The following is a 17,651-nucleotide window of genomic DNA, read 5'->3' as shown; positions in this document are numbered from 1 at the left end:
GGTGTGGTCCCTTAACCGCGTGGCGCCTGGGCGCTGGCGACTTTTTCGGTGGAGCCCGCAACCTTCTGCGCCGGGTTGCTGGCCTCGAGGGCCTGGCGCTGCTGGGCGAGGGTGGCGAGGGTCTGTTCACTGGCCATCGGGGTCTCTTCCGGGGTCACCGGCGAGCCAGGGCGCACACGCTGCAGGCCCTTGACCACGATGCGGTCGTCCTTGGTCAGGCCGCTGCGCACGATGCGCAGGCCTTCTAGCTTGGGCCCCAGTTCCACGGCGCGGTAGGCGGCCTTGTTGTCCTTGTCCATGACCAGCACGAACTTCTTGCCAAGGTCGGTGCCGACCGCTTCGTCGTTGATCAGCACGGCGTCATACTGGGCGCTGCCGACCAGCTTCAGGCGGGCATACAGGCCTGGGGTGAACTGGCCGTCGCGGTTGTCGAACACGGCGCGGCCACGGATGGTGCCGGTGCGTGGGTTGACCTGGTTGTCGACGAAGTTCATCTGGCCCAGGTGCGGGTTGCCGGTTTCGTTGGTCAGGCCCAGGTACACCGGGGTGCTCTGGCCACGCTGGCCATCGCGCGCCAGCTGGGTGTACTTCAGGTACACGCGCTCGTCGGCGTCGAAGTAGGCGTACACCTTGTCGGTGGACACCACGCTGGTCAGCGGCGTGACATCGGCGGTGACGATGTTGCCGGCGGTGAACTCGGCGCGGCTGACGCGGCCGCTGATCGGCGCGGTGACGCGGGTGAAGCTGAGGTTCAGGCGGGCCAGGTCGAGCTGGGCCTGGATCGCATCGACCCCGGCGCGGGCTTCAGCGGCGGCGCTGCTGCGCGATTCGGCAAGCTCGGCGGAGATCGCGTTGCTGTCGCGCAGGCGCTCGCCACGGCGGGCTTCGTTGGCGCTGCGGATGGCAGTGGCCTTGGCCTGTTGCAGCTGGGCTTCGAGGCGGCGGACTTCAGCTTGGAACGGGCGCGGGTCGATCTGGAACAGCAGGTCGCCTTTTTTCACCTGGGCACCTTCGGTGAAGCCGACCAGATCGATCTGGCCCGAGACCCGTGGGCGCACTTCGACGGTTTCCGGCGCTTCCAGGCGGCCGGTGAACTCGTCCCATTCGTTGATCGGCTGCTCGATGACCTTGGCAACGCTGACCTTGGGCGCGGCGGGAGCCTGCACGGCGTCGGGGGTGCGGCCACAAGCGCTGAGCACCACCACTGCCAGGGCAGCGAGGGGAAAGCGCAAGGGTTTGAGTGAGTGATCCATGGAGAACTCCGCCAATGTATTAGTAGTGGGCGGAGTGTGAGTGTCTTGCGCGTGACGCACGAATCGAACGCAGCGAAGGTTATTATCACGGGCAATGATATGTCCGGCTCAATCATCGATGGCAGGCATGTGACGGGGCCAGCAGGTAAGCTCTCTAAGACTGTGCCGGCCGCTTCGCGGGTGAACCCGCTCCCACAGATATTGCACAGGCCTCGAGAGCTGTACGGTCCTTGTGGGAGCGGGTTCACCCGCGAAGAGGCCGGCACAGCCATCCCAGCCCCGCGACTGAAATAGGCCCCACCTTGCACACCTACCACCGCCTACCCGGCCCCCTCGGCATCGTCCTCCTCGGCGTGCTGCAAATCCTGGTCTGGGGCGGCTCGTTCTTCCTCATGGCAGTGATGGCCGACCCCATCAGCCGCGACACCGGCTGGCCCAGCCAGTGGGTCTATGGCGCGCTGTCCCTGAGCCTGATGGTCTCGGCGCTGCTCGCCCCCTGGTCCAGCCGCCTGGTCGCCCGCTACGGTGGCCGCCCGCAAATGGCCGCCAGCGGTGCGGTGGTGGCGGTGGGGCTGCTGATCATGGCCGCCAGCCACGACCTCGGCCTGTTCCTGCTGGCCTGGGCGGTGATCGGCATCGGCATGGCCATGGGCTTGTACGAAGCGCTGTTCGCCACCCTTGGCGGGTTGTATGGCGAAGGCGCAGGCAAGGCCATCACCGGCATCACCCTGATCGCCGGCTTCGCCTCGACCCTGTCCTGGCCGACTGTGGCCCTGGCCATCGAACACTTCGGCTGGCGTGCAACGTGCGTGTGCTATGCGCTGGTGCTGATTGTGGTGGTCGCACCGCTGTACTGGCGGGTGCTGCCTGCCGGTGGTCGGGTCGAGGTGCCGGCCAAGGCACAGGCCGCAGGCGAAGCGCTCGGCGTGGACCGCCCACTGTACCTGCTGTTGACCAGCATGTTCGCCATCGGCGCGATCATCATGACCGCCATCGCCGTGCAGCTGGTGGCCGTGCTGCAGGGGTTGGGGCATTCGCTGCCGGTGGCCATCGGCCTGGCGGCGATGCTCGGGCCCAGCCAGGTGGCCTCGCGGGTGCTGCAGATCCTGGCGGGCAAGCGCCACCCGATCTGGACCGCGCTGGCCTGGGTGAGCCTGGTGCTGGTGGGGCTGCTGATGGTGACCTTTGTGCCGGCTGCCACGGCGGTGGGCTTGCTGGTGTTCGGCTGCGGCAATGGCCTGCGGGCGATTGTACGTGGGCTGCTGCCGCTGGCGATGATGCCGCCAGCGCAGTACGTGCTGTTGATGGGCCGCATGTCGCGGCCGTCACTGATCGGACAGGCACTCACGCCAGTGGTTGGGGGCTTACTGTTCGAGCACTTTGGCTCGATGGGGGTGTTGGTCACCCTGTGTCTGTTGGCGCTGACCAATGTGGTGCTGGTGGGAGTGGTTATGCGCAAAGTACATGTCAGTCCTTGACCAGCCAAATGGCGCCTGTTTCACATTTTTTTGGCCATACGCATCGCCGCAAAAGCTAGGCTGTCAGCGTTTCGGGACGTCACCTTTGCGCGAAACGATGGATCTTGCCAGAACCACCCTACGGCGCTGGTGATGGGTAATACGTGAGTGGTGTTATTGGAGCGGTACGTCAACTCGGTGTCGCTGCTGTCGATAGTGCTCAGTCCATAATGCTTTGCGGTCTCTTCAAGGAATAGTTTTGGTTGTTCGAGTTCATTAGGATCGAGCCAGCCGAGGCGGGCAATTCTGTAAGAAGTTTCTTCGCCCTTTCTGCCGATATAAAAGAAGTCCGCGGAGTATGCGCCTGGTGCAGACACGCCAATGATGGTGCCGAGATGAGTGAGCTCATGAATTAAAAAGTGGGTTCTGATCATGTCTGTCGTGGATTCGTGGAAGAATGAATCGTGGAAGCGAATAATTCCCGAAGTGTCACCTTTGGGAACGCTGGCAACGACGCCTGGGTCGCCACCGTTAACTTTCAATAATTTTGAGTTAAGGAATTCGTCAAAGAAGTACTTTCCACTGAGTGATTTGACGTTTTTCCAGGCCTGCGTAATCTCTCCTTGGCGTTCGTAATAAGCAGGTCCAAATGACTCCATCATGATCCAGGGATCAGGTGGCGCCGCGATGGCAGATTCCAGAGCCGCCTCAGCGTTCGTTAATGCCCATAACACTTTTACCGCGTCTTCCGAGGGGAAATTGGCCAACCCTCTAGCGGCCACAGTTACAGTGTCAGGGGTCGCTTGAGCAGTGGCTGGACTGCGAAGCATCAAACCTGAATCATCAACATGGGTGGCGGGGTTATTACAAACCATCGCATAGAGGTTCAAACCGTCCACGGTAAGCGCCGGGTCTGAGCTCATCCATCGGCCGGCAAGTGGGTGGTAATATCGATGACCGAAGTAATACAGTCCTGTCGCATCTCGTTCTTTACCTGAAAAACGTACGCTTTTGTAGCTTGCCTCAACACCCGGGCGTGCTAGCCAGGCCGACGTCTCTCCGTAGGGATAATATTCCTCAATACTGATTATGTTGCCGTAACCGTCAACGTCAAAGCCACTGCTACCGACGAGGTCGGTGTAATGGTAGCGAAGCGAGTTGTTGTCAATGCCTGTGGGCTTGCCCGTGGACCAATGTAATAGGCGAATATATGCGCTGTCAGCCTTCCCAAGGCTCATGATCTGCAGGCGCTCTGTCACTTTGTTTTTATTGGAGGTTGTTCTCATCTCTAACTGAGGTAAGTAGATCACCTGCTGATGGCTTGCTGCTTGGTTACTGCCTTTCGATACGCGCTGATGGCGGGCATCGTAGCGATAAAGCTCGTGATCGCTCGGGGCGCCATGGCGCGTCACTGGCGTAATTTTTTGCAGCTCCCCACGGGATGTCCAATGTAGGCGTTGACCTGGCTGCAGTTCCCGTTGCTGTCCTGCGTTTGTAAACCTCGCTTCCACTTCCTCTGGGCTGCTCGCAAGCGTGCTGCTCACGCCTCTGTTGCTGCGGTTGCTGACAGTGATGTCGGTGGTGTAGCAGTTGTTGGTGGCGGGTGCACTGTGGCGAATCTGGGTCAGATTGCCTGCGGTGTCGTAGTGGTAGAGACGGGTGTACCGGGTGTAGGTGGCGTTGTCACCGCCAAGCGGCAGGGTTGCCGGAGTTGATTGACTGTTCTGGCGACCCGCATTGGCCATTTCCCGGCCGCTGGCACTGACCAGTTGATACAGGCTGTCGTAGCCGTACACGCTTGCTGATGCCACACGTTGGTTGCGCCAAATGCGAGTCTGCTGCGTTTCGTCCTTGGCATTGAACACATTGCCCACCGGGTCGTATCGGTAACGCAGGTCCTGCAGAAAGCCGGTTGCACGCTGTAGCTGAATGATTGCCAGTCGTTGCGTTCGCGGCTCGTACCTGTAGATGCATCTCACGCCGTTGCCGTGTGTCTCGCTCAGCGTTCGCCCCGCTGCCGAATAGGCAAGCGAAAGCACCACTGGCTGCTCCGCGCCTTGCTTCACGGTCAGCCAACTGCACGCCAGCTGCCCGTTCACGCCATACGCCACGCGTTGCTGATGGCCAGCCGCATCCAGCGTGAGCAGCACCTTGCCCGAGGCGTCGGTGTGGGTCACGGTGGTATACCTTTCTGCCGCAAGCAGTGCATTCCAGGCTGACGGGTCAGCGCCGTGCCAATCGACCTGCATGTCAGTGTCAGTCGCCGCGTTGAACAATCGGCGCGTTATCGAGAGAGGCACGCCTGAAAGGGCAAAGCTTTCGTTGGCCATCAACCCGGCCGTATCGTAATGGCTGATGCAAAGCCCGGCGATGTTCAGGTCTTTGTCTGAAGCCGTGCTGGCCGCGTAAATGAAGCGCTGCGTTGTTCGTGGGACTTCATAGACAACCTGTTCGGAAACGGCTAGCGGCCGACCAGGTAGGGTTGGCACCTCGTAATGCCAGGTGTGGCTGACGGCCTGGCTGTGGTCTTCGGAGCTGTAGCCAGTGCTGAGGATGCCGTTCACGATGAGCAGTGGCCGGCCGGCGATGTCTTTTAGGTTGACCGATGTGCCTGCGTCCACGCTGCGAGTGTGCAGAGCTTTTCCGCGCAGGTCGTTGTGAAAGATGAAGTTGGCTATCCCTGCGTCAGCCAGGCGCGGGTCCGCGCTCTGTGTCAAGAAGCCAGGCGCGGCGAAGTGATGATGAGTAATGCGTACCTGGCTTTCATCCAGCTGGTCAGGATGACGGTAAAAGGCGATCTCGCGCACCGCAAGGCCGCGGTTGTCCTGGACCTTTACGGTCGGGGTGTTGCGGTTGACTGCCATTTCGATGCGGCCCATGGGGATGCTACCTCGCCGGATCAGCGCGTGAGTCCTTGGGAGGTAAGCTTCCGGCAAATTCGTCAGTGCGTAACCTGATAAAAATGACAGTTGCCATTTGGCCGTCTGGGTCAGGATGCGCTGACAGCCCGAGGTCTTTGTCGGCGGTACAGCACGGTCGTTGCGGTGAATCCGCATACCGCTGCGAACATCAGCCAGTAGGCAGGCGAGGCCTTGTCACCGGTGGCTTGCACCAGCAGTGTCGAGATCGCCGGCGTGAAGCCGCCAAACAGCGCAGTGGCCAGGCTGAAGGCCAGCGAGAACCCGACCACACGCACGTTCGCCGGCATCACCTCGGTCAACGCCGCGACCATCGCACCGTTGTACATGCCGAAGAAGAACGAGAAGTACAGCAGTACCGCCAGCAGGCGCTCGAAGCTGGCGGCCTCGGCCAACCAGTGCATGGCCGGGTAGGCGGTCAGCACGCACAGCAGCGAAATCGCCAACAGCTGCGGGCGCCGGCCGATGCGGTCGGAAAGGGCGCCGCCGATGGGCAGCCAGATGAAGTTGCTGACCCCGACCAGCAAGGTCACCACCAGGCTGTCGGTGGTGCTCAGCTGCAGCACGGTCTTGCCGAAGGTCGGGGTGTAGACCGTGATCAGGTAGAACGTGGTGGTGGTCATTGCTGCCAGCAACCCGCCGGCCAGCACCGTGCGCCAGTTGTCGCACATCGAGCGGAACACCTCGGCAGCGCCCGGGTGATGCCCGCGCGCCTTGAACGCTTCGGTCTCTTGCAGCGAGCGGCGGATGATGAAGATGAACGGAATGATCACACAGCCGATGAAAAACGGAATACGCCAGCCCCAACTGGCCACTTCATGGGTCTGCATGCAGGCATTGAGGGTGTAGCCCAGTGCTGCCGCCACGACGATCGCCACTTGCTGGCTCGCCGATTGCCAGCTGGTATAGAAGCCGGTGCGCCCCGGCGTGGCGATTTCCGAGAGGTAGACCGAAACGCCACCCAGCTCGGCGCCAGCGGAAAAGCCCTGCAACAGCCGCCCCAGCAGCACCAGCAGCGGGGCCAGGATGCCGATGCTGGCATAACCCGGCACCAGCGCGATCAGCACAGTGCCGGCGGCCATGATCGACAGTGTCACGATCAGCCCTTTGCGCCGGCCGACCTTGTCGATGTAGGCGCCCAGCACGATGGCCCCCAACGGGCGCATCAGGAAGCCTGAGCCGAACACCGCGAAGGTCATCATCAATGAGGCGAACTCGCTGGTGGCCGGGAAGAACGTCTGGGATATGTAGGTGGCATAGAAACCGAACAGAAAGAAATCGAACTGCTCGAGGAAGTTGCCGCTGGTGACCCGCAGGATGGCGCCCAGCTTGGCGCCCCTGGTCTGTGTTGTTGTTTTCATCATGGCTACCGTTTTGCTCGCTTTTGTTGTTTTTTGAGGCGGGGCGCGATGTTCAGTCGCTGCCGGCATTGATTGGGTTGGGCTGGCGTTTCTCGATGGCGTGCTTGAGCAGCGCGGCGCTGCGGAAGATGCCATGGGCGAACTTGCCGTAGGGCATGGTCAGGAAGAACGCCATGACCAGCCCCAGGTGCAGGGCCAGCAGCAAGCCAAGGGCGCTGGTTTCACGAAACGCCAGCAGGGCCAGGCCGCTGGCGCTGACCAGCAACAGCAGGGCGATGAAACCGCGGTCCATGGGCTTCTGCTCGCTGTCGCCGTGGGCGGGGTTGCGCTGCAGGTTGAGGTACAGCAGCCCGGCAGGGCCTACCAGCAGGCCGATGCCGCCGGCGATGCCGAGCATGACCGGCAGGCTCAGCACCGGGTATGGCGCCGCCAGGCCCAGCAGGTAGTGGTAGAGCGTTGCGCTGCCGGTGGCGGCCAGGCACAGCAGGAAACCGTAGAAGGTCAGGTGGTGGAAGCGGCGCCGCCACAAGGTGAAGCGGTCATCGGCGTTGTTGCAGCCTTCGCCGTGGCCACCGTCCAGGTACTTGAGCTTGGCCACGCTGGCCGTCGCTTCCAGCGCAGCGGCGGATTTCAGCCTGGCGTCTGCCGCAGGTGGCGTGATGTCGCGCCAGAACCGCCGCACTCCCAGGCTCAAGGCAATGACCGCAAAGCCGAACACCGCGCCGAACATCAGCGCCAGGGTGTTGTGCGCAAAAATGCCATAGAAGTTGCCCCCAGGCATGGGCGTGAACAGGTTGCCCATGGCCAGCAGGCTCAGGCACAGGAACAGCACCAGGCCGAAGCCGCTGGCCAGCGCCAGGGTCAGGCCGTTGCGCTGGTAAAGGCGGCCCAGGGCACGGGGCCAGGCGTATTCGACGTAGGTGTCGAGGCGTACCTTGGCCATGGCCTTGGGCACGTTGACCTCGAAGGCGTGGGGCGCCGCGTACTGGCAGGCGTGCAGGCAAGCGCCGCAGTTGTGGCAGAGGTTGGCCAGGTAGTGGATGTCGGCCTGGGCGAACTCCAGGCGCCGGGTCATCGCCGGAAACACCGCACAGAAACCTTCACAGTAGCGGCAGGCATTGCAAATGCTCATCTGCCGCTGCACTTCGCCCTCGTGCACATTCAGCACCGGGATCAGTTCGCTTTGTGCCTGTGGTTCAAACAGCTGCATGGCGCACCTCGCGGTTATCGACGAAGCCTGCGCTGGCGGCCGCCTGGACGCCGGCGATACGGCCGAATGCCGTGCCGATGGCCATGCCGATGCCGGCGGTGTAGCCCTTGCCCAGTACGTTACCGGCCATCATTTCTCCTGCGACGAAAAGGTTGGGGCTGGGCTTGCCGGCGAAATGCACGGCGGCCGTTTCGTCGGTGGCCAGGCCCAGGTAGGTGAAGGTGACGCCTGGCTTGAGCGGGTAGGCGTAGAACGGCGGCTTGACCAGCGGGCGGGCCCAGTGGGTCTTGGCCGGGGCCAGGCCTGCGGTGTGGCAGTCGTCGAGCGCGGTATGGTCGAAGGTGCCGACCTGGCAGGCGTTGTTGAAGGCCTCGATGGTCTGGCAAAACTGCGCTTCTGGCAGGCCCAGCTTGCGCGCCAGTTCAGCCAGGGAGTTGGCCGTGGTGCCAGGGAACACCGGTGGCATGAAGCGGCCGATGGCCTGCTGGTCGATGATCGAATAGGCCTGCTGACCCGGCTGGCCGGCTACCAGGCGGCCCCAGATGGCATAACGCTTGGGCCAGAAGTCTTCGCCTTCGTCGTAGAAGCGCTCGCCGTCGCGGTTGACTACCACGCCCAGCGACACGCAGTCGATGCGGGTGCAGATACCGCCGTCATACAACGGCGCGCGAGCGTCGATGGCGACCATGTGCGCCTGGGTCGGATCGCCAATGATGTCGGCGCCGAGCTCGCCCATGCGCTTGAGCAGGGTGCCGGTGTTGAAGCGCGTGCCGCGGATCAGGAAATTGTCCGACGGCCATTCGCCACGGGCGTTCTGGCCCCAGGCTTCACGCAACCACTCCCGGTTGGATTCGAAGCCGCCCGCCGCCAGCACGCAGGCCCTGGCCTGGATACGTTCGGCAGGCAGCTGCCGACCCTCTGCTTCACGCGCGGCCAGGTGGGCGGCGACAAATTTGCCGTCCTGCAGTTCGATATCGCTGACCGGGGCGTTGTAGCGCACCTGCACGCCAAGCCGTTCGGCACTGCGGAAGTAGGCGTTCACCAGGGCCTTGCCGCCGCCCATGAAAAACGCGTTGGTCCGCGCCACATGCAGGGCGCCAGACAGCGGCGGCTGGAAATGCACGCCGTGGCGGCGCATCCAGTCGCGGCAGCTGGAGGAGGCGCGGATGGCAATGCGTGCCAGCTTTTCGTTGGTCAGGCCGCCGGTGACCTTGAGCAGGTCCTGCCAGTACTCCTCTTCGGGGTAGGCATCGACCAGCACATCCTGGGGCGCGTCGTGCATGCAACGCAAGTTGCGGGTGTGCTGCGAGTTACCGCCGCGCCATACCTTGGGCGCAGCTTCCAGCAGCATGACGCTGGCACCGGCCTCGCGTGCCATCAGCGCGGCGCAGAGGGCGGCGTTGCCACCGCCGATTACAAGAACATCGATCATTTTCGCTCCTCGTTCGCAAGGAGGCGTGAACGAAGAGCCCCTTGCGAGTGAGGAGAAAGTAGGGGAGCCGGCCATGCGCCGAAAGGCGGGCTACGGCATGGGGTGTTCAGTTTTGCTAAAGGCTGGCGTCTTCGATCCAGGTTGCGCCTGGCCATTGCCGCTGGCTGACGAGGTGGCGCGCGACGTCGATGATCACCCGTCGGGTGGCCAGCGCGGCAGGTGACAGTTCATCGTCCGCCAAGGTTGCCAGCAGGTTGCGCCGGCCTACGTGGGCGTCGCTGATCTGCGCGACACACAGCCCGTTTTCACCCTTGAGCGCCGCTGCGGCGCCGGGCTGGATGGTGGCGGCATGGCCGGCACGCACGGCGTTCATCAGGACCGCCAGGCCATCGACTTCCATGATGATGTTCGGCACCAGGCCGAAGCGTTCGAAAGCGGCCATCAACGTCGAACGCAGGCCATGCTGGGCGCTGGGCATGACCAGCGGCAGCTGGCCCAGATCGGCCAGCTGCACACTGCTGCACGAGGGGGCCTGGGGGAGCTGTGGAGGGCTGATGACGAACAGCTTTTCGTCGAGCAGCGGCGTCACGCTCCAGCGTTTACCCCCCTCAAGCTGGAACAGGATGGCGAGGTCGATCTGCCGGGCATTGAGCTGCGCGGCGAGGTGCCCTGAAAGCATCTCCACCAGGTGCAGCTGGATATCGGGGTAACGCTCGCGCATGGCGTTGATCAGCGGCAGCGCGAGCACGGTGGCGGTGGTGGGCGGCAGGCCGACGGTGACGTAACCGCTCATGCGTCCCCGGTGGGCAGCCAGGATGGCGTTCTCGGCCTGGCGCAGGCTGAGCTGGGCATGGTGCAGGAAGGCCATGCCGGCGCTGGTTGGCGTGACACCTGTGCTGCTGCGGTTGAGCAGGCGGGTGCACAGCTCGCTCTCCAGCTTGGCGATCTGCTGGCTGAGGGCGGAGACGCCGACCTCCAGTTCGAGCGCGGCGCGGCCAAGGCTGCCGTGTTCGATGATCTTCACGAAATAGCGCAGTTGCCTGAGTTCCAAGGGGGGCTCCTGACGAAGGCAGAGGAGGGGATGGCTGGTCGGGCAGTGTAACGTGCCTTCTGCGCCTGACCTGCGCCTGGTGTTCTCCAGTTACGCGTTGCCGGGTCATGCACTTTCCCGGGTAATCAACTCGCAGTGCAGCAAGTTCAAGCGTTCGACTTCGCCCTCATGTGCCACGCATCCCAGATGCTGCAGTACCCGCATCGCTGCCAGTTCGCCAATTTGCCGCGACGGTGGCCGCAACGTGGTCAGGCTGGGCAACAGCATCTCGGCGAAGGGGTAGTCGCCAAAACCTACTATTGCCATGTCTTCGGGCAACCGCAGCCCGGCACGCTGGCCGGCAAGGAGGGCGCCGGCGGCCAGGTTGTCGTTGGCGAAGATGATCGCCTCCGGACGTGGGGCGCGGCGGACCAGCGCTTGCATGGCCTGTTTGCCGGCCTCGAACGGCGTGCATTCAGCCGAGGGCACGAACACCCAGGGCTCAAGCCCGGCGTCACGCAGTGCTTCGATGTAGCCGTCCCGCCGCTCCAGCGCGCTCAGGTCACCCGCCGCGCTGTTCTGCACAAAGGCTATGCGCCGATGGCCCTTGCCCAGCAGATAGCGGCACGCCTGCACACCCACCTGGTGATGGAGGAAGCCAACCTGCAGAGGCGCTCGTTCCGGGCGGTAGTCCCAGATTTCCACTACCGGTACATCGGCCTCGGCGAGCATCTTCTCGGTGGCCGGGCTGTGGAAGTGGCTGGTCACCACCAACGCTGCCGGCGACCAGCCAAGAAAGGCCCGCACGGCGCTTTCTTCCTGGGCCTCGCTGAAATAACTGGAAGCCAGCAACAGTTGGTAGCCATGCCGGCTCAAGGTGTCGCTGAAGGCCTCGATGGTCTGGGCGAAGATCGGCCCGGAGATGTTCGGAATGACCATGCCGACAATACGACCACGGGCAGAGGCCAGCCCTCCGGCCACCAGGTTCGGTACATAACCCAGCGCCTGTACCGCCGCTTCGATGCGTTCGCGCAGAGGTGGGGAAACCTGCTCGGGCTGGTTGAAGTAGCGCGACACGCTGATGGCCGAAACGTCGGCTGCCCGCGCTACCTCGGCGAGCGTGACACGCCCCGCGCCACGGCGCTTGCGGGTGGGTTCCTTGGTTTGGCTCACAGGCTGGCCTCATTGACAGATAAGGCGATGTTAGCGCTAACGAGTGCCGTCGTGGCAAATAGCTTAATGGAATATTAATCGTATTTTTAAGTATTTGACCTGCTAAGCCAGCGGCTCTGATACTTGTTGATGTTAGCGCTAACAAGCGCTGCTGTTGGCAAGCGCCTGCCACTCGCACGAGCGAGACCAGACAACCACAGCATCACCCGTGTCGGCCCCCGTGCGGGCCATGGTCTGGTCTTTGAAGGCAGTCGCATCATGCACAAACACCGCAAGGCATTTCCGTTCAAGCAACGCCAACCGCTGGCTGCCGCTGTATTGCTGGCCGCCATTGGCCAACCCACGCAAGCGGCCGAACAAACGCCGCAGGCCACCTCGCTGGACGCGGTGACCGTGACCGCCACCCGCCGCGAGTCGACCTTGCAGGAGGTGCCGGTGGCCGTTTCGGTGATCGATGGCGAACAACTCGAACGTGACAATCGCAACAATGTCGCCAGCATCGTCCAGCAGGTACCGACCCTCAATTACCGCGCTGGCGCCTCGAACAAGGACACCTCGCTGTTCATCCGCGGCGTGGGCACCATTTCCACCTCGCCCGGTGTCGAGCCGACCGTGGCTACCGTGGTCGATGGCGTCGTGTTCGGCCGCCCCGGGCAGTCCACCCTCGACCTGCTCGACCTGGAGCGTATCGAAGTGCTGCGCGGCCCGCAGGGCACGCTGTTCGGCAAGAATGCTTCCGCTGGCGTGCTGAACGTGGTCAGCAAGGCGATCCCCGAGCAGACCCAAGGCTACGTGGACTATTCGCACTTCGGCGGTGGCGACGAAAACCGCCTGCGCTTTGGCATCGGTGGCCGCCTCAACGAGCAGGTCAAAGGCTCGTTGAGTACCTTGTGGGGCGACTACGACGGCAACGTCGAAAACGTCGCCAATGGCCACGACGTCAACGGCTACCAACGCAAGGGCGCCCGCGGCAAGCTGGAGTTCGAGCCCAGTGACGAGCTGCGCCTTACGCTGATCGCCGACTACATGAAAGGCGAAGACACCCTGCCCAGCGGTGTGGTGACCAGTGCCAGCACGGCCATCGCCAACCAGCTGCGCCCGGTTGTGCCCAGTGCTCACAACCGCGACATCAACAGTGATTTCAAGACCCACGTCGAAGACCAGAACCAGGGCCTGTCGGCACAGCTCGACTGGCAGCTGGGTGACTACACGCTGACGTCCATCAGCGCCTGGCGTGGCTGGGACAACACCCAGTACCAGGATGGCGACCGCCGCGCCTTGCTGCCGGTTACCGCCTCCCATGACAAGGGCACCGTGGACTATGACCAGTACAGCCAGGAGTTTCGCCTGACGTCGCCCAAGGGCCAGTTCAATGAATACGTGCTGGGCGCCTTCTACATGCACGGCACCTCCGACGAAACCTATCAGCGGCTCTCGGTCAACAGCGGGGTGGCGAACACGGGCAGGGCGGACTACTCGACCACCAACGACAGCGTCGCGCTGTTTGGTGAAAACACCTTCAACTTCACCGAAGATTTCCGCGCGATCTTCGGCTTGCGCTGGACCCACGACGACCTTGAGTACGACCACCGTCGCGTGTCGACTTCGCCGACGGCCGTTACCGGCATCCAGCCCTCGACCGCCAGTTCCGGCTCGGTGGACGAGGACGGCTGGAGTGGCCGTACCGGCCTGCAGTACGACTTCAACGACAACCTCACCGGCTACGTAACCTATTCGCGCGGCTACAAGGGCCCGGCTTACAACGTGTTCTTCAACATGCAGCCGCGTGATACCGAGGCCCTCAAGCCGGAAACATCCGACGCCTACGAGGTGGGGCTCAAAGGCACCGCACTGGATAACCGCCTGATGGCCAACCTGGCGGTGTTCCACACCGATTACGACAACTACCAGGCCAACTTCTTCGACACCGTGGCCAACCAGGTGGTGACCCGCCTGGTCAACGCGGGCAAGGTCAAGACCCAAGGCGTCGAACTCGATGCCAGTTTCCAGGCTACCCGCCAGCTCAAGTTCACGGCCGCTGCGGCCTATACCAAGGCGCGGGTCGACCATTTCAACTGCCCGGTCGGGGCGGCGGCCAATTGCAACATCGACGGTGGCCACTTGCCGTTCACGCCAGACTGGAAGACCTACGTGCGCGCCGATTACGTGATCCCCCTGGATAACGGCCTGGATGTGGAACTGGCCAGCGACTACAGCTGGCAGGACGCGGTGCAGTTCAGCCTCGACCAGAACCCCGACACGGTGCAGGGCGCGTATGGCATCTGGAACGCCAGTATCGCCCTGGCCGATTACAACGACGGCTGGCGCGTGGCGTTGCTGGGCAAGAACCTGGGCGACAAGTCCTACGCGCAGATGCTGGCCAGTGGCGGTGACTACATCTATCGGTCCGTGCCGCGTGATGACGGGCGCTATTTCGGCATTCAACTGCGCAAGGACTTCTGACTGTGGGCGCACTGCAAGGAGACAGAACATGAGTCGTCAAATGAGCCTGGGTGCCTTCCTCATGGCCACCGGGCACCATGTCGCCGCCTGGCGTCACCCGGACGTGCCTGCCGACCCGCTGGACTTCGCCAGCTACCGGCGCACTGCGCAAATCGCCGAAGCCGCCTGCTTCGATGCACTGTTCGTGGCTGACAGCGTCGCCGCCCCCAGCGATGCGCTGGCCAGTCGCAGCGCCCGCTCGGTGCATTTCGAACCCCTGACCCTGCTTTCGGCGCTGAGCGTGGTCACCGAGCGCATTGGCCTGATCGCCACTGCCACCACCAGTTACAACGAGCCATACCATGTGGCACGCAAGTACGCCTCGCTCGATCACCTCTCGGGCGGCCGAGCCGGCTGGAACCTGGTGACTTCCGACGCCGCAGCCGAGGCCGGCAACTTTGGCCGCGATGCACATATCCCCCATGCCGAGCGTTACGCGCGGGCTCGCGAGTTCCAGCAGGTGGTGCAGGGCCTGTGGGACAGCTGGGCCGATGACGCCTTCGTCCGTGACAAGGCCAGCGGCCAGTTTCATCGGCCGCAGGCCGTGCGCAGCCTCGACCATGCCGGTGCGCATTTCCGTGTTCGCGGTCCCTTGAACGTGGCCCGTTCGCCCCAGGGCCGGCCCGTGCTGGTCCAGGCCGGATCGTCCGAAGCCGGCCGCGAACTGGCGGCCGAAAGTGCCGAGGTGGTGTTTACCGCGCAGCCCAGCCTGGCGCGCGCCCAAGCGTTTTACGCCGACCTCAAGGGGCGCCTGGGCCGCCATGGGCGTAGCGAAGACTCGCTGAAGATCATGCCTGGCGTGTTTGTCGTGGTCGGCCGCAGTGCCGCTGAGGCCCAGGCGAAGTACCAGCAGTTTCAGGGTTTGCTCGACCCCCGTGTGGGGGTTGCCTTGCTCGGCCGCATGCTCGGTAACTTCGACCTGTCCGGCTACCCGCTGGACGGCCCGCTGCCGGAGCTGCCGCTGACCGAAGATGGTCAGCGCAGCCGCCAGCAATTGCTGACCGAGCTGGCGGGGCAGGAGCAGTTGACCCTCGCCGAACTGGGCCGTCGCATCGCTGGCGGGCGAGGGCACTACAGCCTGATCGGCACGCCGACGCAGATTGCCGATGCGCTGCAGGCCTGGTTCGAAGGCCGTGCGGCCGACGGCTTCAATGTGCTGGTGCCGCATCTGCCACAGGGGCTCGAAGACTTCGCCGAGCTGGTGGTTCCCGAGTTGCAGCGTCGAGGTCTGTTCCGCCGCCAGTATCAGGGCCACACCCTGCGCGAGCACCTGGGCCTGCAACGGCCTGCCAACCCCTATTTTGCCGAGTGAGGTCAACCATGAGCTACATTGCCAACCCCGAGCGCTACGCGCGCATTCCGTACCGCCGCGTCGGCCGCAGCGGCCTGGTGTTGCCAGCCCTGTCCCTGGGCCTGTGGCACAACTTCGGCGATGCGACGCCGATCGACACCCAGCGCGCCTTGCTGCGCACGGCCTTCGATGCCGGCATCACCCATTTCGACCTCGCCAACAATTACGGCCCGCCCTATGGCAGCGCCGAGCGCAATTTCGGCCGCCTGTTGCGTGAAGACCTGCGCAGTTATCGGGACGAGCTGGTCATCTCCAGCAAAGCCGGCTGGGACATGTGGCCGGGGCCGTACGGCCAGGGTGGCAGTTCGCGCAAGTATCTGCATGCCAGCCTTGACCAGAGCCTCAAGCGCCTGGGGCTGGACTACGTGGACATCTTCTACTCGCACCGCTTCGATGCCGACACGCCGCTGGAAGAGACCGCGATCGCCCTGGCCGATATCGTGCGCCAGGGCAAGGCGCTGTACATCGGGATTTCTTCCTATTCCGCTGGCAAGACCCGCGAGATCGCCGCGTTGCTGGCCGAGTTGAAGGTGCCGCTGCTGATTCACCAGCCCTCGTACAACCTGTTCAACCGCTGGATCGAGCAGGACCTGCTGGACACCACCGACGCGTTGGGGGCCGGGGTCATCGTGTTCACGGCACTGGCCCAGGGGTTGCTCAGCGACAAGTACCTGAACGGTATTCCGGCCGATGCACGGGTCAACCGCCCCGGTGGTGGCTCGCTGCAGCCGCAACACCTGTCCGAGGCCAACCTGGCCCGCGCCCGTGCGCTCAAAGAAATTGCCCGCCGCCGCGGCCAGAGCCTGGCGCAACTCGCCCTGGCCTGGACCCTGCGCGATCCAAGGGTGAGCTCGGCCCTGATCGGCGCCAGCCGGCCGGAGCAGATCAGCGAGAATGTCGCGGCACTCGACAACCTGGCATTCAGCCCTGAAGAACTTGCCGAAATCGACCGCCATGCCGTTGAAGGTGGGATCAATCTCTGGGAAAAACCCTCGACCGACTGGAAGGAATGAGCCATGCGCGTCTTACGCTTTGCCGCGCTTTTACTGCTGGCGCTGGCGGGGGCCGTTCATGCGGCGGACCCTGCCACGCTGCGTATCGGCTATCAGAAAGGCTCGGTCAGCCTGGTGCTGGCCAAGCAGCACCGGCTGCTGGAACAGCGCTTCGCCAATACACGGGTCGAGTGGATCGAATTTCCGGCAGGGCCGCAGATGCTCGAAGCGCTGAACATTGGCAGCCTCGATATCGGTTCCACCGGGGACATACCGCCGATATTCGCACAGGCAGCGGGCGCAGACCTGCTGTACATCGCCGCCGAACCGGCAAAGCCGAAGGCCGAAGTCATTCTGGTGCCCAAGGGCAGCCCGATCACCTCGGTGGCTCAGCTCAAAGGCAGGCGTGTGGCTTTGCAGAAGGGCTCCAGTGCCCACAATCTGCTGCTGCGCAGCCTGGCCAGCGTGGGCTTGAGCATGCGCGACGTGCAGCCGGTGTACCTGGCGCCCGCTGATGCCCGGGCGGCCTTCGAACGTGGCAGCGTCGACGCGTGGGCGATCTGGGATCCGTTCTATTCGGCCATCGACCTGGAAGGCAAGGCGCGGCTGCTGGCGGACGGCGAGGGGCTGGGGCTGATCGGGCCGTTCATGCTGGGGGCGCGTGGCTATGTCGAGGCCAATGGCGATTTCATCAAGCACTTGTTGGCGCAGATCACCAAGGCCGAGGCGCTGACGCGCTCTGACGAGGCCGGCAGTGTCCGTGTGCTGGCGCAGTTCATGGGGCTGTCGGAAGAAGTGGTGCGGCGCAGTTTCAGTCATCGGCCGGCATCGCCGCTGATACCGGTGAGTGAAGAGATCGTCGCAGCGCAACAGCACACGGCAGAGCTGTTCTTCGAGAACCGCGTGTTGCCCAAGCGGGTGGATATTGCGGGTGCGGTGTGGCGTCATGATTGATGCCTTGCGGCCCTGTCG

General features: G+C 63.6%; 12 protein-coding genes. 5 read left to right on the top strand and 7 right to left on the bottom strand.

Going from position 1 to position 17,651, the window contains the following annotated elements; translation table 11 throughout:
- Positions 1-11 precede the first annotated feature (11 nt).
- Entirely contained in the window at positions 12-1,253 is a 1,242-nt protein-coding gene (mexE, locus tag OCX61_RS15190) for a multidrug efflux RND transporter periplasmic adaptor subunit MexE (RefSeq protein ID WP_261940240.1), read from the bottom strand.
- Positions 1,254-1,606: 353 nt separating this feature from the next.
- Between mexE and OCX61_RS15185 the strand changes: the two genes are divergently transcribed.
- Entirely contained in the window at positions 1,607-2,731 is a 1,125-nt protein-coding gene (locus OCX61_RS15185; protein WP_261944321.1) for an MFS transporter, read from the top strand.
- Positions 2,732-2,751: 20 nt separating this feature from the next.
- Here OCX61_RS15185 and OCX61_RS15180 read toward each other — a convergent pair whose 3' ends face one another.
- The 6 genes from OCX61_RS15180 to OCX61_RS15155 all read right to left on the bottom strand — a co-directional run bounded on the left by OCX61_RS15180 (position 2,752) and on the right by OCX61_RS15155 (position 11,834).
- On the bottom strand, positions 2,752-5,589 hold the full coding sequence (locus OCX61_RS15180) for an RHS repeat-associated core domain-containing protein (protein ID WP_261940239.1): 2,838 nt from the start codon (positions 5,587-5,589) through the stop codon (positions 2,752-2,754).
- A 110-nt stretch (positions 5,590-5,699) separates the two neighbouring features.
- Positions 5,700-6,992 carry an MFS transporter gene (locus OCX61_RS15175; protein ID WP_409261615.1) on the bottom strand — a complete coding sequence of 431 codons (1,293 nt, stop codon included), beginning with the start codon at positions 6,990-6,992 and terminating at the stop codon, positions 5,700-5,702.
- Positions 6,993-7,041: 49 nt separating this feature from the next.
- A complete protein-coding gene (gene tcuB, locus OCX61_RS15170; protein ID WP_261940237.1) occupies positions 7,042-8,199 on the bottom strand; it encodes a tricarballylate utilization 4Fe-4S protein TcuB in 1,158 nt (385 codons plus the stop codon).
- Complete coding sequence (tcuA, locus tag OCX61_RS15165; RefSeq protein ID WP_261940236.1) at positions 8,186-9,631, bottom strand: FAD-dependent tricarballylate dehydrogenase TcuA; 1,446 nt, start codon at positions 9,629-9,631, stop codon at positions 8,186-8,188. Before tcuA ends, tcuB begins: the two co-directional genes overlap by 14 nt.
- Before the next feature lie 115 nt (positions 9,632-9,746).
- On the bottom strand, positions 9,747-10,682 hold the full coding sequence (locus tag OCX61_RS15160) for a LysR family transcriptional regulator (RefSeq protein ID WP_261940235.1): 936 nt from the start codon (positions 10,680-10,682) through the stop codon (positions 9,747-9,749).
- A gap of 105 nt (positions 10,683-10,787) precedes the next feature.
- On the bottom strand, positions 10,788-11,834 hold the full coding sequence (locus OCX61_RS15155) for a LacI family DNA-binding transcriptional regulator (protein WP_261940234.1): 1,047 nt from the start codon (positions 11,832-11,834) through the stop codon (positions 10,788-10,790).
- Between the two features lie 258 nt (positions 11,835-12,092).
- Here OCX61_RS15155 and OCX61_RS15150 point away from each other — a divergent pair, with 258 nt between their 5' ends.
- From OCX61_RS15150 to OCX61_RS15135, 4 genes are read left to right on the top strand one after another with little or no spacing between them, the layout of a single operon-like run.
- Positions 12,093-14,297, top strand: a complete 2,205-nt coding sequence (locus OCX61_RS15150; RefSeq protein WP_261940233.1) for a TonB-dependent receptor — start codon at positions 12,093-12,095, stop codon at positions 14,295-14,297.
- Between the two features lie 28 nt (positions 14,298-14,325).
- Positions 14,326-15,648 carry an LLM class flavin-dependent oxidoreductase gene (locus OCX61_RS15145; protein WP_261940232.1) on the top strand — a complete coding sequence of 441 codons (1,323 nt, stop codon included), beginning with the start codon at positions 14,326-14,328 and terminating at the stop codon, positions 15,646-15,648.
- Positions 15,649-15,656: 8 nt separating this feature from the next.
- Positions 15,657-16,700, top strand: a complete 1,044-nt coding sequence (gene mgrA / locus OCX61_RS15140; protein WP_261940231.1) for an L-glyceraldehyde 3-phosphate reductase — start codon at positions 15,657-15,659, stop codon at positions 16,698-16,700.
- Positions 16,701-16,703: 3 nt separating this feature from the next.
- The gene (locus OCX61_RS15135; protein WP_261940230.1) at positions 16,704-17,633 is read left to right on the top strand and encodes an aliphatic sulfonate ABC transporter substrate-binding protein; all 930 of its coding nucleotides are present in this window, start codon (positions 16,704-16,706) and stop codon (positions 17,631-17,633) included.
- Positions 17,634-17,651: the final 18 nt, after the last annotated feature.

It is taken from the genome of Pseudomonas sp. LRP2-20 (assembly GCF_024349685.1).
Lineage (GTDB): Bacteria > Pseudomonadota > Gammaproteobacteria > Pseudomonadales > Pseudomonadaceae > Aquipseudomonas.
Note: the sequence above shows the minus strand (reverse complement) of the source record. Positions and strands in the feature narration are given on the sequence as shown.

What these genes read in the sequence shown, in the direction of transcription:
- tcuB (WP_261940237.1), bottom strand. Translation starts at nt 8,199, where the DNA reads ATGCAGCTGTTTGAACCACAGGCACAAAGCGAACTGATCCCGGTGCTG.
- OCX61_RS15150 (WP_261940233.1), top strand. Translation starts at nt 12,093, where the DNA reads ATGCACAAACACCGCAAGGCATTTCCGTTCAAGCAACGCCAACCGCTG.
- mexE (WP_261940240.1), bottom strand. Translation starts at nt 1,253, where the DNA reads ATGGATCACTCACTCAAACCCTTGCGCTTTCCCCTCGCTGCCCTGGCA.
- OCX61_RS15135 (WP_261940230.1), top strand. Translation starts at nt 16,704, where the DNA reads ATGCGCGTCTTACGCTTTGCCGCGCTTTTACTGCTGGCGCTGGCGGGG.
- OCX61_RS15175 (WP_409261615.1), bottom strand. Translation starts at nt 6,992, where the DNA reads ATGATGAAAACAACAACACAGACCAGGGGCGCCAAGCTGGGCGCCATC.
- OCX61_RS15145 (WP_261940232.1), top strand. Translation starts at nt 14,326, where the DNA reads ATGAGTCGTCAAATGAGCCTGGGTGCCTTCCTCATGGCCACCGGGCAC.
- mgrA (WP_261940231.1), top strand. Translation starts at nt 15,657, where the DNA reads ATGAGCTACATTGCCAACCCCGAGCGCTACGCGCGCATTCCGTACCGC.
- OCX61_RS15180 (WP_261940239.1), bottom strand. Translation starts at nt 5,589, where the DNA reads ATGGGCCGCATCGAAATGGCAGTCAACCGCAACACCCCGACCGTAAAG.
- tcuA (WP_261940236.1), bottom strand. Translation starts at nt 9,631, where the DNA reads ATGATCGATGTTCTTGTAATCGGCGGTGGCAACGCCGCCCTCTGCGCC.